Below are 14,333 nucleotides of genomic sequence, written 5' to 3'. Positions count from 1 at the left end.
GGCATGACTGACGCACAGCATCCTGCCCAAAAATTCGACGCCCTCCTCGTTCTTTCTTTCGGTGGCCCGGAAGGAAACGAGGAGGTCGTTCCGTTTTTAGAGAACGTGACGCGGGGCCGCGGCATTCCGCGCGAGCGCTTAGAAGTAGTGGGCAAGCACTATTACCACTTTGATGGGGTAAGCCCGATCAACGGCCTGAATCGGGAAATTATCCATAACGTCGAAGGCGAGCTGAAAAAACGCGGACATAATCTACCGGTTTATTTCGGCAACCGAAACTGGCACCCCTTTGGTACGGCTACCGCAGAGAAAATGGCGGAAGAAGGGATCCGCAACGTGGCCGTCTTTGCCACCTCGGCTTGGGGCGGTTACTCCGCGTGCCGGCAATACGATGAGGACATTGCGGCGATGCGCCAGCACCTTGCAGATAAGGGGCTGCCAGAAATCGAATTCACCAAGATTCGGCAATTTTATGATCACCCCAAGTTCATTGCGGAGATGGTCGATGCCGTCGCCGAGGCCTGGCAGCGTATCCCCGCCGAGAAGATGGGCAGCGCGCGCATGCTGTTTACGGCGCACTCCGTGCCGAATGCACACGATAATGTCGGCGGGGCAGACGGGGACAAGAACCTCTACTCCCGGCAAGTAGCCGAAGCCTCCCGCCTGGTGGCCGAGCGCGCCGGAATCTCGGATTACGATTTGGTGTGGCAATCGCGCTCCGGCAATCCGAAGACGCCGTGGTTGGAACCAGACATCGTTGACCACACCACCGCAATCCATGACCGCGACGGGGTAGACGCCGTCGTGGTGTGCCCCATCGGTTTTATCTCCGATCACATGGAGGTCATCTGGGACTTGGATTCTGAGCTGCAAGCCGCTGCCGATGAAATGGGCGTACAGGTCGAACGCGCCCGTACCGCTGGCCCCTCCCAGCGGTTTGCGGCCATGATCGTGGATCTGGTGGAAGAACTCGAGCAGGGGCAGCCGTGGGAGACCAGCGGGAATGTCACCGTCCAGGGGTGCACCACCAACGGCGCTCCCTGCGCTGCGGGCTGCTGCGATATCCGCGCTCACTAACGGGCCCGCAAAAGAGCCTGCTCTAGCGGGCGAATTCCGCTGCCGAATAAGCCACTCCCGTCATCCGCGCCTGCCGGATATGGCGCCACAGTCGGAGAAGCTCCGGATCGAGGCTGTGATCGTTAATCCTATCCGTGACGGTTTCGATGATCGCGGCAACGCGGTCCGCGCGCGCAAAGAGTTTTGCAGCCCGTGGCGGGGTGGCCGGGGGCAGGCCGGGCGTGTCATAGAAATCGCTCAAGGTGCCCACCGTGAGCCGGGGATTATTAAGAGCGGTGGACTGGTAGCCGCTGGCCGTAATGAGGTCGGCGGATTCATCCGTTGCCTTAGTCAACAATGCGTCCGCCTCGCCGGGGCTTAGCCAGGCAGGCGAGGGCAGCGGCTGATCCTCTCGAATCACCTGCCATGCCGTGTGGGCTTGACGGGGATGGGGGATGAGAACGAGCGAGGCTTCCGGATCATTGGTGCGCACCACAATGGCGCCCGCTGAACTTTGCGCCGCCGCACGGGCAGACTCTGAGCCCGCAGGAAGCGCCGGCGCTTCACCCGGGCCAGATAAAATAAGCCGGAGGAGAGGCTCCCGGCCCGCGCCTGGCTGAGAGGTGAGCTCTTGCGTTTCGGCGCGCAGCAGGGCGAGCAAATCGATGAGGGGGGATTCATCGACGCATTCGGGGCGCCCGCCCAGTTCCGTCAGGGCATCGAGCAGCTCATCTGTTGTCTCATGTCCCCACAACCACGCAGCGAGCCAAATGGCGGAGTTTTGGAGAGGGGACCACACTTCGGCGCGCATATCCATGGCGAGCAAGTGTAGTAGATAGACTATCGGGCCATGAGTTTAGATCCTTATGGCGGAGATATTTTTGCTGGGCACCGACGCAGCAAGCCCACCCAGTACCCAGAAGTGCCGGCAGAACCGGGCATGGTGGTAGAAGTGCGCGGTGATGATTTCGTGGGCGCCGTTTTAGGCGTGGATAAGACCGTCTTTGGTGAGGTCGTGCGGCTAGAGGACCGCCACGGTGTAGAGCGAGTATTTAACCTCATTAAAGGCGGATTCTTAGTAGAAGGTCAGCCGGTGACGCTGACGAGGTACGTGCCCAAGCAAGCACCCCGCAAATCGAATTCGGGTTCTAGGCGGGTAGAAAACGTGGAGGCCAAGGTGGCAGCGCCATCGCGCATTTGGGTCGAAGGCGTCCACGATGCCGCCATCGTGGAAAAGGTGTGGGGGCACGATCTGCGCGTCGAAGGCGTGGTCGTGGAATACCTAGAAGGCTTGGACAACCTCGAAGAAAGGCTCGCCGAATTTCAGCCTGGCCCTGGCCGCCGGGTCGGCGTGCTCGCGGACCACCTGGTCAAGGGGTCGAAAGAAACGCGAATGACTGAGTCAGTGGGGGAACACGTTCTAGTCACCGGCCATCCCTTTGTGGATATTTGGGCGGCAGTAAAACCGCAACGGGTAGGCCTGCAAGCATGGCCGGAGGTACCGCGCGGTGAAGATTGGAAAACGGGGATTTGCCGCCGCGTGGGATGGTCTGATCCCTCCGATGGGTGGCGCCACGTTTATAACGCGGTCCATTCTTTCCGGGATTTGGACTCGAGCCTTATCGGGGCGGTCGAGCGGCTGGTGGATTTTGTGACCACGCCGGAGCTGCACAAATCAGACCTTGTCTAAGCCGCCGCGGGCCGATCTTTCTGGCCCTAGGCTAGATTGGCCCGTTCAATGAGGTTGACCGCCAATTGCCACCCGGCCATCTCGGCGCTCCAGCCCGCAGCCTGCAGCCTTTGGGACATCGCCTGTTTGGAAATGCCCAATTCTTCCGCGGCCTCATTTTGATTGAGCCCCGCCCTTACGAGCGAGGTCGCCTCGCGGCCCTCGATGGTGCGCTTATTCAAAACGTATCCAATGAGCGCGAAGGCGGCGGCGATATCGCTTGCCTCCGCGGAACGGCCGCGCTTATTGAGCTTGGTGTAGACCTGCCCCATGCGCGCGGAATTTTTCAGCGCCGCGGTGGCCACGTGGCGTGCGCTGTCTTCGTCTGCCTGGTTGCCGGGGCTGATGCCGATGCCGATGGCCCAGTCGCCATCGGCAAGCAAGGCCATGACGACCTCACACACCGCGGTGGCGGAATCGACAACGGCGCAAACATCCTCCACGCCAAGGACGTGAAACTCGCCGACGCCCTCGAGGGTGGATAGCGCGGCCGCCGAGCGCTGCACGAGCTCAGCGCGGCGCACGGAACGCCCACGGTAGCGGGCATGGACAGCGAGCACGAGGATCCTCCTTTATTGCGAGCAGTTCGTTACAGTCTATCGCTTAACCTTGACTGGACGGGAGTCGGCAGGCGCGAATCGAGTACAAGCCCGCCGATGCCGGCGAGGGCAAAGACGATAAAGGCAGCGATGATCCCAGGGCTGGCCGTACCGGTAAGCGCATCGCCGAAAAAGACGCCGATGACCGTAGTGGGAATCGAGCCCAGAAACGTAGCCACCGTAAAGTGCGAAACGCTGATGGGGGTAAGCGCAGCGACGTAGTTGAGGAGGCTAAAGGGCACCCCCGCGACCATGCGCAGGGAAGCGATGGCCAGCCAACCGCGCCGCTCCAAGTGGGCATTGATGGTATAAACCGCGGGGTGGGCAAGGTGCGGCCTGATCCATTCTCCGAGCAGGCTGCGCACAATCAGCAGCGATAATACGGCCGATATTGTGAGCGCGAATAGCGAAATGGCAAGACCCTGCCAGGGGCCGAAAAGGATGCCTGCTGCAACCGTCCAGATGGTCCGAGGCAGGGGAAATTGCGTAAATATGACATAACCTAGCGTGAAGGTAACCGGAAACCACGCGCCAAGGCGGGTAGCGGCGGCCCGCATCTGGGAGAGATCGGGAATGTCGAGCCAGATAAAAAGCGCAACTCCAGCAAGCGCGAGCGCGATGATAAGCGCCCAGCGTCGCGGTGACCACGCGCGGACTGAGCCCCACGCAGAGTGGGCGAGTTGAACGCAGAAGCTGCCAAAGCTGCGTATCCAATCCCGGAAAGTGGTCATGCGTTCGTATCGTAGTCGGCGCGGCCGTGCTTTTAGAAAAGAGCAGTACTTATAGAAAAATCTCGAGGCACCTTAGGAACGATGTCTCGAGACTTCACAGTGTGCCCGGAGGGGGACTTGAACCCCCACGTCCGTTAATAGGACACTAGCACCTCAAGCTAGCGCGTCTGCCATTCCGCCACCCGGGCAGGGTGTTTGCAACCTCTCGGTTGGGCACCTCGAAACTTTATCGTGTTCGGCCGTTGGAATACAAATCGCCAGGTAAACGCTCATAAAACGGACGATCGCAAAGCGGTTAAATACATCCTTGTAACTTGGGCGGCCGCAGCGCCTACATAGGAGCACGGTTTGAACCCAGCTGGACGGTGGTGGGGTGAGTGGGAGGGACATCGACAAGCGCGTGTGATCTGCGGTACAAAGGGGTACATGACTTCTTATGCAGATGACACTCGATTCCCCGGACCTGACCCGTACGCCCCGCTGCGCGATCTCCCCAGCTTTGGGCTGTCTTCTACCGACTTGGTAGAAGGCGATGAGATTCCAGAAAAGCACCGCGCGCCGGAAAGCGTGTCCCCACAGCTGGCATGGTCCGGACTGCCGGAGGGAACCAAGTCTTTAGCGGTTACCTGCTTTGACCCGGACGCACCGACTGCCTCCGGTTTCTGGCACTGGGCCGCTTTTAATATCCCGACCGATGTCTCGGAGCTGCCCACCAATGCCGGTGCGGCAGAGGACCTTGGCATCGACGGTGTTATTAGCCTGCGCAATGATTCCGGCAACCGCACCCACTTCGGTGCCAACCCGCCGGCCGGCCACGCTCCGCACCGCTACCTCTACGCAGTCCACGCCGTAGACGTCGAAAAACTTGATATCGATCCAGATTCTTCCCCCACCGTCCTCGGCTTCAACTTGCACTTCCATGCACTGGGCCGGGCAATCCTCTGGGGTTGGTACGAGGCCAAATAATGGCGAGTTCCGCTTCTAAAGATCCCGTGACCCCACCCGCAGCGCTGCGGGTGGGCGGCGCTTTTTTGGTCGTCGCTTTTGTGTTGGTCCTGTTCGCCCTCATTTCCGTTTTTAGTGATGGGTGGGGCGCACCCTTTGTCTGGACCTACAGCAACCTCGCGATCATTATTGCAGCGGTGATGGTGGGTGCCTTCAGCACGATGAGCAAGGAGCATGCCGGTAGCCGCGCACAGATCATCGCCTTGGCGGTGGCGGTGCTCTTGATTATTGCTAGTCGCTTTCTTCCGCAACACGATTTGCTGATTCAGCAGCAGTATTGGCTGCTGTTTTATGCCGGTATGTCCGCCATTTGTGCCTTGATCTTGCGGCGCAGCGTAATGGCGACCTCTTAACCGCCCCCGCCAACAAACAATGCCACGTGTAGGACCACGTGGCATTTTTGCTTTTCTACCGAGCTACTACTTTGTTGCCTTCCACGGCAGGTTGGAGCCTACGGCCTCAGAAATATTGCTCAGTCCATGGGCGCGAATTTGCTGGGCGATGCCCCGGTGAATATCCCGAATCCAATCCGGCCCACCGTAGATGAGCCCGGTATAACCTTGGAGGAGACAAGCACCGGCGGAAATCCGCTCCCACGCCTGTTCCGGGGTGGAAATTCCACCAACGGAAATAAGGACAAGCTGCGAGCCAACGCGCGCATTCAGGCGGCGGAGTACCTCTAAGGAGCGCTCGGCCACCGGTGGGCCGGAAATGCCACCGGCGCCGAGGGCTTCTACCTCCGCGCGGGGAGTGCTAAGCCCCTCGCGGGAGATGGTGGTATTGGTGGCGACGATGCCGGCGAGGCCTAGCTCCACGGCAAGATCGGCGACGGCATCGACATCGGCATCCGAAAGGTCCGGCGCGATTTTGACCATGACGGGGACATCGGTGGATTCTTGCACGGCGCGCAGGATGGGGCGCAGCGATTCGACCGCCTGCAGGTCCCGCAACCCAGGGGTATTGGGGGAAGAGACATTGACCACCAGGTAGTCAGCCAGCCCGCCTAACACGGAAGCGGAGCGGCGGTAATCATCCACGGCGCGTTCGGCCGGGGTGACCTTGGTTTTGCCGATATTAATCCCGATGACGTCGTTGTACCGGCGCTTGCGCAGATTCTCTGCCACGGCCGCCGCACCCTCATTATTAAAACCCATCCGGTTTAAGATGGCGGCATCTTCTTTGAGGCGGAAGAGGCGGGGAGTCGGGTTGCCCGGCTGCGCCTGCGCCGTGACGGTGCCCAGCTCGGCATAGCCGAAACCAAGCGGCGACCAGGCATCGGCGGCAGCGGCGTTTTTATCAAACCCAGCCGCCAGGCCAAGCGGGCGCGGGAAGGTGATCCCGCATACTTCCTGTGTCAAGACCGGATCGTTGACCGGCAGGATGCGGCCAAGCGCGCGATTGGCAGGCCCTGCCGCGTGCAGACCGTGGAGGCCAGAGTTGATAATGCCGTGGATGCGCTCGGGGCTTATGCGAAACATCCCGCGCAGCGCCAGCTGATAGGCGCCTTTGCGCAGCGAATCGAAGGTCGAAACCATGGATTAAGACTCCTTTGCCTTTGTCAGGTGTGGATCCGCCACGAACTGCAGCCCCTGGCCGGATGCGGAGGCAACCACGATGGTGCCATTGGAAAGAGCGGAAATATTTTGCGCATCGGCAAGCGTGGCAATCTCGCCGCGGGATTCGGGAACGCCCTTGTCAATGGAATAGGCGTGTGCGATGTTGTTATCGGTGGTGGTAACCCACGCGAGCTCGCGCGAGTCATCCCAGGCCACCGCCCACGGGGTACCGTCGACCACGCCGTATTGGTGCAGGCGGACGACGTCATCGGAGGTATAGACCGCGATCCGGCCGCCCTCGGTATCGGAGGCGAGCACGACGCCGTTATTACCCACCGCGATTTGGCCGACACCCTGGCCAGCGCGCAACCGGCCGCCGGCGCGGTCATTGGGCCAATCGATATTCTGGATGGTGGAATCCGAACGCTGAATGCGCACAATCCCGTCATCGCCGTCCGCATTGGGAACGGCGAGCATCTGGTCCGAGCCGGCCTCGACGGAGATTTCGCCGTCCCGCGTGCCATCCTTGTACCGGCCGACCACAGCGGAGTCGCTTGCGGTGACAAAGACTTCGCCGGTGGAAAGTTGGGTCGCAGCGGTGACCTGGAAGTCTTCCTCCATCTTGATTTCTTCCGGTGACTCCGGCGCAGAAGGATCAATGAGTAGGACCTTATCCGGGCAAGCCAAGACGAATCCAGATTCGGAGGAGCTCAAATCGCCGCAGGTGGAATCGACATCGATGCTCTTGGCCTTCTTGGCGGCAAAGTCATCCTGGCTGCCAATGCGCACCTGGTCCGCGGTGCGAACGGCAATCGTATCTTTGACCGCGGCCAGATCCGTGATGTCTTCATCGAAGTCGATGACCGTACCGGCAGGATCGGTGTCGCTCGGAGAAGCGGCCGGGGTGGCGTTGCCCTTCACTGCGGTTTCGGGATCACCGCCTACGCCCACGGTGGAATCGCAGGCGGCCAGCGCAGCAGTGGAGAGTGCTAGCAAGCTGGATAGTACGAGTGTGGAGCGGGATCGTGATTTCACGGATACTTATCCTAACAGCGCGCGTTGCGATTTCCCGAAGCCGTGCGCGGCGGTAGTGTATGGCGGGTGATTTCTGATACCGCGACCGAAGCAGTTTCTTGGGCACAAGTTATCGTTTTATCCATTGTGCAGGGGCTTACGGAGTTTCTCCCGGTAAGCTCCTCGGGGCACCTGCGCATTGTTTCCGAGCTCTTTTGGGGCAACGATGCCGGTGCTTCCTTTACAGCCGTCATCCAGCTCGGCACCGAGCTTGCCGTGCTGGTTTATTTCGCCCCGATGATCTGGCAAATCCTCTCCGGATGGCTGCGTGGGTGGACCAACCCCGCCTCGCGCGGACAGGACTGGCGCATGGGCTGGATGGTCATCGCCGGATCCATTCCCATCGGCGTTATCGGGTTGGTTTTTGAAGATGCCATCCGCGGTGCGCTGCGCAACCTGTGGATCACCGCCGCGATGCTGATCCTTTTCTCCTTCGTCTTCATCGCCGCAGAGCGCGTGGGCTCCAAAAAGCGCGGTTATGACGAGCTCACGATGAAGGATGCCATCATCATGGGCCTGTGCCAGTGCTTGGCGCTGATTCCTGGCGTTTCGCGTTCGGGCGGCACCATTTCCGGTGGTCTTTTCTTGGGCCTTGATCGCGAGGTGGCCACGCGCTTTAGCTTCCTCTTGGCCATTCCGGCAGTGCTGGCCTCGGGGCTTTTTTCGCTTCCCGATGCCTTCGCGCCAGAGGCCGGTCAAGCCGCTTCCGGTATGCAGCTGCTCGTCGGCACCGGAATTGCCTTCGCCTTGGGCTACGCGTCGATTGCCTGGTTGCTGAACTTCGTGGGCAACCACTCCTTTGCCTGGTTTGCGGCCTACCGCATCCCAGTGGGCATCCTCGTGATGATTCTGCTGGCCTTGGGAGTCCTACAGCCCATTTAAAGCACCCCATAAGTTCGCGTTAGGATAGGTGCCATGCATTCTTGGCCAACACCTTCTTATAGTCGCGTCCCAGGCGATGCGGCGCAGCTCTATCTCTACGATTCCGCGAATCAGACCAAGGCCCCCGTGCAGGTAAAGGGGGATACCGCCACCATGTACGTGTGCGGCATTACCCCGTATGATTCCACCCACTTGGGCCACGCAGCCACCTATCTCACCTTCGATCTGATTTACCGGCAGTTCCTGGACGCTGGCAAGAAGGTCAATTACGCGCAAAATATCACCGACGTCGATGACCCACTCTTTGAGCGCGCGGAGCGCGACGGCGTTGATTGGCGCGAACTCGGCACCTCCCAGATCGACCTTTTCCGCTCCGATATGGAGCTTTTATCGGTCATCCCACCGCAGCACTTTATCGGCGCCATGGAAGCGGTCGATGAGATCGTGGACATGGTGCAAAAGCTGCTGGATAACGGCGCCGCTTACGTGGTCGATGACCCGGAGTACCCGGATGTATATGCCTCCATCGATGCCACCGAGGAATTTGGTTATGAATCCAATTACTCGATGGAACAGATGCGGGAGTTTTTTGCCGAGCGCGGCGGCGACCCCGACCGCCCAGGCAAGAAGCACCCCATGGACGCCCTGATTTGGCGCGCCCACCGCGAAGGCGAACCGGCGTGGAAGTCTCCCTTCGGTTCAGGCCGCCCTGGCTGGCACATCGAGTGCTCTGCCATTGCCACCAACTACTTGGGTAGCACTTTTGATATCCAAGGCGGCGGCAGCGATCTGAAGTTCCCGCACCACGAATTTTCCGCCGCGCATGCAGAGGCCGCATTGGGCGTAGACCGCATGGCGCAGTTCTATGTCTACACGGGAATGATCGGCCTCGATGGCGTGAAAATGTCCAAGTCCCTGGGCAACCTGGTCTTCGTCCACAAGCTCGTGGAGCAGGGCGAGGATCCCTCCGCCATTCGCCTTGGCGTATTCTCCGGCCATTACCGCGCCGAGCGGGACTGGTCCGATGAGGTGCTCGACCAGGCCAAGGCCCGCCTGGCCACCTGGCGGACCGCCCTGGAAGCCCCTGGGGCCCTGTCGGCTGCGGAGGATGCGGTAGCGGGGCTTCGCCAAGCGCTTGCCGATGACCTCGATACCCCCGCCGCGCTGCGCGCCATCGACAATTGGGCAGGCAGTGACCGTGGCGAGGACGAGGAAGGGGCTGCGCAGTTGGTGCGTACCGCACTTGATTCGCTGCTCGGCGTGCGGGCCTAGCCAACTTAGGGCAATATCGACAGCATGAGCATTCGCGCAGATTTCCAACCCACCGTTGATGAGTTCATTGCTGATCTGAAGTCCTTTGCCACCGGTGATTACCTCAAGGATGAGGAAAAAGAGTTCTGGGAGGCGCCGTTTAACGCGGCGGTGCTACCAGAACTTAAAGGCCACCTCGAGCAGATGCTGGACGGGCTAGACGGGCTGCCGGATGATCCTGATGGCGGCCAGCTCGCCGCGGTGCTGAATAAGACCGTTAAAAAACTCGCCACCTTTAATCGCAAGCAACACGATGCCGTGGTGGAGCCGGAGGAAAAGGAAGAAATCGCCGAGCTTATGTACAACGCCTCCGCGGCAACCGGTGCCGATGATGAGGCGCTATCACAGATTCCCGAGTTGGACTTCTAAGCCTCTTTACGGCGCCAGCCCGCTGTGGGTAGATTCCTAAGGTGAAGTTGATCGATCACCGCGCAGCGCGAATATCCTCGTTGAGCCTTAATTCTATGCCGGAAAAGCCGGTGGAGTGTGTATGACCACAGTGAGTAATTCCCAGCTTTTGTCCCGTCCAGCGGCGATTTTCTGGGACATGGACGGCACCTTAACGAACTCGGAGCCCCTGTGGGGCGAGGCGACCTACTACCTTTCAGAAGTGCTGGGAAAACGCCTTACCCCAAGCCAACGGATGGATACGGTGGGGGCTACTTTTACGACGACGCTGCGCATTTGCGCCGACAACGCTGGGGTTGTCTTGGGTGAAGGCGATGTCGAGGCCTACCGGCACAAGATGTTTGATTATATGAAGACTCTTTTTGCTGGCCGCCTCGAAATCTTTCCCGGCATCCCTGAGCTTTTAACTTCGCTGCACCACGACGGCATGCCGATGATGGTTACGACGAATACGGACCGCGACGTTGCAGACGCCGCCATTGCTGTCATCGGCAGCGAGTATTTCGTAGACACTATTTGCGGCGATGAAGTTCCCACCGGCAAGCCTGCCCCAGACATGTACTTGGAAGCGGCCCGGCGCCTGCAGCTTAATCCAGCTCAGTGCCTCGTATTTGAGGATTCCCCGGCAGGTATGCGCGCTGCCGTGGCCGCGGGATGCACCGTTATCGGTCTGCCAGAAGATGAAGGAGTGGAAGTACCGGACGGGGTAGTAGAAATCTCTCGGCTGCGCGATTCTCGCCACCTCGCCGGCGCGCTCCACACGGATGTCTACGAGTGGTTCCGGGCTATCCAGGAAATGAAATAAAACCCTTCGCATTGTCTGCTTACCTGTGGAACAATAGTTAGCCGTGAAGGATTTTGAGACACTTTTTGCTGAGCTACTAAACAAAGCAGACCAGAAGCCTGAGGGCTCTGGGACCGTCCAGGCGCTGGAAGAAGGCGCCCATCATATTGGCAAAAAGATCATCGAAGAGGCAGGCGAGGTATGGATCGCGGCCGAATACCAGTCCGATGAGGAACTGGCGGAAGAAATGTCGCAGCTTATCTATTGGACGCAGGTCATGATGATCAAGCGTGGCCTGCGCCCTGAAGATATTTATAAATACCTATAACTTGTTGCCACCTGCGGTGGAGCAAAATTCCTGGAGAACAGCATGATCAAAATTGCAGTACCAAATAAAGGGTCCTTATCGGAGGCGGCTTTAGAAATCCTTGGTGAGGCCGGATACAAGGGGCGCGGCCACTCCAAAACCCTGAACGTGGTGGATCTGGATAACGGGGTGGAGTTCTTCTTCCTCCGCCCGAAGGACATCGCGATCTATGTTGCCCGCGGCGTGCTCGATCTAGGGATTACGGGGCGCGATTTGGCGCTCGATTCCAATGCCCAATTTAAAGAGGTCCTCTCGCTCGGCTTCGGCGACTCGACATTCCGCTACGCCGCACCCCAAGGAGAGGGGTGGGATATCTCTCACCTAGAGGGCAAGCGTGTGGCGACGTCGTACCCGAATTTGGTCCGCCAGGACCTGGCGGAGAAAGGGATTTCCGCGGATGTCATCCGCCTAGACGGGGCGGTAGAAATCTCCATCCACTTGGGCGTGGCCGATGTCATTGCTGATGTCGTGTCAACTGGTACTACGCTGCGGCAGCAGGGCTTGGCACCGTTTGGCGAGCCCATCGTGACCTCGGAGGCCGTGGTTATTAAGCGCCACGATGCAGAGGTGACGCCGGAAGAGCAGGTTGTCTTGGGCCGCATCCAAGGAATTTTACACGCCCGCACCTACCTCATGATTGACTACAACATCGCGGAAGAAAATCTGGACAAAGCAGCTGGTGTTACTCCGGGTCTGACTGGACCCACGGTCTCACCGTTGGCGCGGCAAGACTGGGTAGCGGTGCGTGCGATGGTTCCGCAGAAGGAAGCCAACCAGATTATGGATCGACTTTCCCAACTCGGTGCGGAGGCAATTTTGGCTTCCGATCTCCGCATTGCCCGCTTTTAGGGGGAGTATTAAATTCTTGGTCGTCCCAACTGGGGCGAAACGTGGCTACCATTGGCGCTTGAGAACATTTACTCGGACATCATTCTCGACAGGCAAAGGAGCCGCGCCATCATGGCAAAGTCGTCTAAGAAAGAAGAAAAAGACACTAAGTCTGCCGCAAAGGAAGGGCAGGAAAAGCAGGAGGATAAGACCACTCATTCTGCACAGAAAAAGGTAGCTGAGCAGAAGCAGCCAAAGACGTCGAGCAAGAACACTCGTACGGAGACCGACCTGATCGGTGACTTGGAAATTCCTGCTGATTCCTACTTTGGTGTCCACACCGTCCGCGCGATGGATAACTTCCAGATTTCTTACGTGACCATTAACACCATTCCGCACTTCATCCGCGGCATGGTGCAGGTCAAAAAGGCCGCTGCGATGGCCAACCGTCGCCTGCACGTGCTTCCAAAGAAGAAGGCGGAGGCCATCATCTGGGCTTGTGACCAGATCTTGGACGAGGGCCGCTGCATGGACCAGTTCCCGCTCGATGTATTCCAGGGCGGTGCCGGCACCTCGTTGAACATGAACACCAATGAGGTCGTTGCCAACCTGGCCCTTGAGCACTTGGGGGAGGAGAAGGGCTCCTACGACATCATCAACCCCAACGATGACGTCAACATGTCCCAGTCCACCAACGATGCTTACCCAACTGGCTTCCGTCTGGGCCTGTACGCTGCCATCGATGACCTCGTCGTGCGCATCGACAGCCTGCGTTCCGCATTCCAGGACAAGGGCAATGAGTTCCAAGACATCCTGAAGATGGGCCGCACCCAGCTACAGGATGCCGTCCCCATGACCTTGGGCGATGAATTCAAGGGCTTTGCCAATAACCTGAACGAGGAGCAGGCCGTTCTGCGCGACGCACAGAGCCGCTTGCTGCAGATCAACCTCGGCGCCACCGCCATCGGCACCGGCGTTAACACCCCAGCCGGCTACCGCCACCAGGTAACCGCCGCTCTGTCTGAAGTCACCGGCCTGGAGATGAAGACTGCAAGCGACCTGATCGAGGCCACCTCTGACTGCGGTGCCTACGTATTCTTGCACTCCGCCATCAAGCGCGCCGCCATGAAGCTGTCCAAGATCTGTAACGACCTGCGCCTGCTGTCCTCTGGTCCGCGCGCTGGCCTTGGCGAAATCAATCTGCCGGCCCGCCAGGCTGGTTCCTCCATCATGCCGGGTAAGGTCAACCCGGTTATCCCTGAGGTGGTCAACCAGACCTGCTTCAAGGTCTTCGGCAACGACCACGTCGTGACCATGGCCGCAGAGGCAGGTCAGCTGCAGCTCAACGTGATGGAGCCGGTCATCGGTGAGGCGCTGTTCCAGTCCATCCGCATCATGGGCAACGCGGTTGATGCGCTGCGCGAAAAGTGCGTCACCGGTATTACCGCTAACGCCGATGTGTGCCGCCAGTACGTGGAGAACTCCATCGGTATCGTCACCTACCTGAACCCATTCATTGGCCACCACAACGGTGACGAGATTGCCAAGGAATCCCTCAAGACCGGCAAGGGCGTCAAGGAACTCGTCCTGGAAAAGGGCCTTCTGGATGAGGCAACGCTGAACAAGGTGCTGTCGGTAGAAAACCTCATGCACCCAGAATTCCGCGGCCAGCTTTTCTTGGACGAAAACTAAGTAAAGCCCGCGAGCCATAGCGCAACATTCCGCACACACCGTGCTCCCTCTTCCCGTGGAAAACGGGAGGGGAGTACTCCACGGTGTGTGCGGCCTCTTTCGTCTATGCCCGAATTGGTGTCTCCCATTTCCATAGCGCAGTGGCATGGAAATATACCGAACGGTTTATAACGCGAGGTAGAACACATGTGGGAACCGACACAAACGGGCATATTGTGTCAATAAAACAACACATTCAGGGCAAAATAGAAGTGTAAGGGTGGTCCACGACCGGCAGGTCAAGGCGGGTCCACTACGTGTAGTTGAGAACG

16 protein-coding genes and 1 tRNA gene are annotated in these 14,333 nt (G+C 59.2%); 11 read left to right on the top strand and 6 right to left on the bottom strand.

What is annotated here, in order from left to right:
- The first annotated feature begins 3 nt into the window (after positions 1-3).
- Positions 4-1,077 (top strand): ferrochelatase, encoded by a 1,074-nt coding sequence (locus CACC_RS06340; protein ID WP_005279165.1) that lies wholly within the window; start codon positions 4-6, stop codon positions 1,075-1,077.
- A 22-nt stretch (positions 1,078-1,099) separates the two neighbouring features.
- Here CACC_RS06340 and CACC_RS06335 read toward each other — a convergent pair whose 3' ends face one another.
- Positions 1,100-1,873 (bottom strand): hypothetical protein, encoded by a 774-nt coding sequence (locus CACC_RS06335; protein ID WP_005279167.1) that lies wholly within the window; start codon positions 1,871-1,873, stop codon positions 1,100-1,102.
- 33 nt (positions 1,874-1,906) lie between these two features.
- Here CACC_RS06335 and CACC_RS06330 point away from each other — a divergent pair, with 33 nt between their 5' ends.
- Positions 1,907-2,746, top strand: a complete 840-nt coding sequence (locus CACC_RS06330) for a DUF3097 domain-containing protein (protein WP_023017483.1) — start codon at positions 1,907-1,909, stop codon at positions 2,744-2,746.
- Between the two features lie 26 nt (positions 2,747-2,772).
- Here the strand turns inward: CACC_RS06330 and CACC_RS06325 are convergent, their stop codons facing one another.
- From CACC_RS06325 to CACC_RS06315, 3 genes are all read right to left on the bottom strand, one after another.
- Positions 2,773-3,345: a hypothetical protein gene (locus CACC_RS06325; protein ID WP_005279171.1), complete on the bottom strand. Its 573-nt coding sequence runs from the start codon at positions 3,343-3,345 to the stop codon at positions 2,773-2,775.
- A gap of 29 nt (positions 3,346-3,374) precedes the next feature.
- Positions 3,375-4,115 (bottom strand): TVP38/TMEM64 family protein, encoded by a 741-nt coding sequence (locus CACC_RS06320; RefSeq protein WP_005279173.1) that lies wholly within the window; start codon positions 4,113-4,115, stop codon positions 3,375-3,377.
- Positions 4,116-4,217: 102 nt separating this feature from the next.
- A tRNA-Leu gene (locus tag CACC_RS06315) sits at positions 4,218-4,303 on the bottom strand.
- Positions 4,304-4,541: 238 nt separating this feature from the next.
- Between CACC_RS06315 and CACC_RS06310 the strand changes: the two genes are divergently transcribed.
- On the top strand, positions 4,542-5,081 hold the full coding sequence (locus CACC_RS06310) for a YbhB/YbcL family Raf kinase inhibitor-like protein (RefSeq protein ID WP_005279176.1): 540 nt from the start codon (positions 4,542-4,544) through the stop codon (positions 5,079-5,081).
- A complete protein-coding gene (locus CACC_RS06305; RefSeq protein ID WP_005279178.1) occupies positions 5,081-5,473 on the top strand; it encodes a hypothetical protein in 393 nt (130 codons plus the stop codon). Before CACC_RS06310 ends, CACC_RS06305 begins: the two co-directional genes overlap by 1 nt.
- A 66-nt stretch (positions 5,474-5,539) precedes the next feature.
- Here CACC_RS06305 and CACC_RS06300 read toward each other — a convergent pair whose 3' ends face one another.
- Together CACC_RS06300 and CACC_RS06295 are read right to left on the bottom strand one after the other, a co-directional pair.
- Positions 5,540-6,655, bottom strand: a complete 1,116-nt coding sequence (locus CACC_RS06300) for a quinone-dependent dihydroorotate dehydrogenase (protein WP_005279179.1) — start codon at positions 6,653-6,655, stop codon at positions 5,540-5,542.
- A 3-nt stretch (positions 6,656-6,658) separates the two neighbouring features.
- Positions 6,659-7,711 (bottom strand): NHL repeat-containing protein, encoded by a 1,053-nt coding sequence (locus CACC_RS06295; RefSeq protein ID WP_005279180.1) that lies wholly within the window; start codon positions 7,709-7,711, stop codon positions 6,659-6,661.
- 66 nt (positions 7,712-7,777) lie between these two features.
- On the opposite strand from CACC_RS06295, the gene CACC_RS06290 reads away from it, so the two are divergent.
- From CACC_RS06290 to aspA, 7 genes are all read left to right on the top strand, one after another.
- Positions 7,778-8,632, top strand: coding sequence for an undecaprenyl-diphosphate phosphatase (locus tag CACC_RS06290; protein ID WP_005279182.1), 855 nt, complete (start codon positions 7,778-7,780; stop codon positions 8,630-8,632).
- A gap of 33 nt (positions 8,633-8,665) precedes the next feature.
- Positions 8,666-9,904: a cysteine--1-D-myo-inosityl 2-amino-2-deoxy-alpha-D-glucopyranoside ligase gene (gene mshC / locus CACC_RS06285; protein WP_005279184.1), complete on the top strand. Its 1,239-nt coding sequence runs from the start codon at positions 8,666-8,668 to the stop codon at positions 9,902-9,904.
- 24 nt (positions 9,905-9,928) lie between these two features.
- Positions 9,929-10,312, top strand: a complete 384-nt coding sequence (locus CACC_RS06280; RefSeq protein ID WP_005279186.1) for a hypothetical protein — start codon at positions 9,929-9,931, stop codon at positions 10,310-10,312.
- Positions 10,313-10,433: 121 nt separating this feature from the next.
- Positions 10,434-11,156: an HAD family hydrolase gene (locus tag CACC_RS06275; RefSeq protein ID WP_005279187.1), complete on the top strand. Its 723-nt coding sequence runs from the start codon at positions 10,434-10,436 to the stop codon at positions 11,154-11,156.
- 43 nt (positions 11,157-11,199) lie between these two features.
- Positions 11,200-11,463, top strand: coding sequence for a phosphoribosyl-ATP diphosphatase (locus CACC_RS06270; RefSeq protein WP_005279188.1), 264 nt, complete (start codon positions 11,200-11,202; stop codon positions 11,461-11,463).
- Between the two features lie 42 nt (positions 11,464-11,505).
- Positions 11,506-12,351 (top strand): ATP phosphoribosyltransferase, encoded by an 846-nt coding sequence (hisG, locus tag CACC_RS06265; protein WP_005279189.1) that lies wholly within the window; start codon positions 11,506-11,508, stop codon positions 12,349-12,351.
- A gap of 111 nt (positions 12,352-12,462) precedes the next feature.
- A complete protein-coding gene (gene aspA / locus CACC_RS06260; protein ID WP_035108477.1) occupies positions 12,463-14,022 on the top strand; it encodes an aspartate ammonia-lyase in 1,560 nt (519 codons plus the stop codon).
- The last annotated feature ends 311 nt before the right edge of the window (positions 14,023-14,333 follow it).

Source organism: Corynebacterium accolens (assembly GCF_023520795.1).
Classification (GTDB): Bacteria; Actinomycetota; Actinomycetes; order Mycobacteriales; family Mycobacteriaceae; genus Corynebacterium; species Corynebacterium accolens.
The sequence above is the reverse complement of the archived record's forward strand: the minus strand, read 5'-3'. Positions and strand labels throughout refer to the sequence as shown.

Excerpts from the sequence above, each read along its gene's own strand:
- CACC_RS06335 (WP_005279167.1), bottom strand. The coding sequence starts at position 1,873 with ATGGATATGCGCGCCGAAGTGTGGTCCCCTCTCCAAAACTCCGCCATT.
- CACC_RS06310 (WP_005279176.1), top strand. The coding sequence starts at position 4,542 with ATGACTTCTTATGCAGATGACACTCGATTCCCCGGACCTGACCCGTAC.
- mshC (WP_005279184.1), top strand. The coding sequence starts at position 8,666 with ATGCATTCTTGGCCAACACCTTCTTATAGTCGCGTCCCAGGCGATGCG.
- hisG (WP_005279189.1), top strand. The coding sequence starts at position 11,506 with ATGATCAAAATTGCAGTACCAAATAAAGGGTCCTTATCGGAGGCGGCT.
- CACC_RS06330 (WP_023017483.1), top strand. The coding sequence starts at position 1,907 with ATGAGTTTAGATCCTTATGGCGGAGATATTTTTGCTGGGCACCGACGC.
- aspA (WP_035108477.1), top strand. The coding sequence starts at position 12,463 with ATGGCAAAGTCGTCTAAGAAAGAAGAAAAAGACACTAAGTCTGCCGCA.
- CACC_RS06305 (WP_005279178.1), top strand. The coding sequence starts at position 5,081 with ATGGCGAGTTCCGCTTCTAAAGATCCCGTGACCCCACCCGCAGCGCTG.
- CACC_RS06280 (WP_005279186.1), top strand. The coding sequence starts at position 9,929 with ATGAGCATTCGCGCAGATTTCCAACCCACCGTTGATGAGTTCATTGCT.
- CACC_RS06275 (WP_005279187.1), top strand. The coding sequence starts at position 10,434 with ATGACCACAGTGAGTAATTCCCAGCTTTTGTCCCGTCCAGCGGCGATT.
- CACC_RS06320 (WP_005279173.1), bottom strand. The coding sequence starts at position 4,115 with ATGACCACTTTCCGGGATTGGATACGCAGCTTTGGCAGCTTCTGCGTT.
- CACC_RS06300 (WP_005279179.1), bottom strand. The coding sequence starts at position 6,655 with ATGGTTTCGACCTTCGATTCGCTGCGCAAAGGCGCCTATCAGCTGGCG.
- CACC_RS06340 (WP_005279165.1), top strand. The coding sequence starts at position 4 with ATGACTGACGCACAGCATCCTGCCCAAAAATTCGACGCCCTCCTCGTT.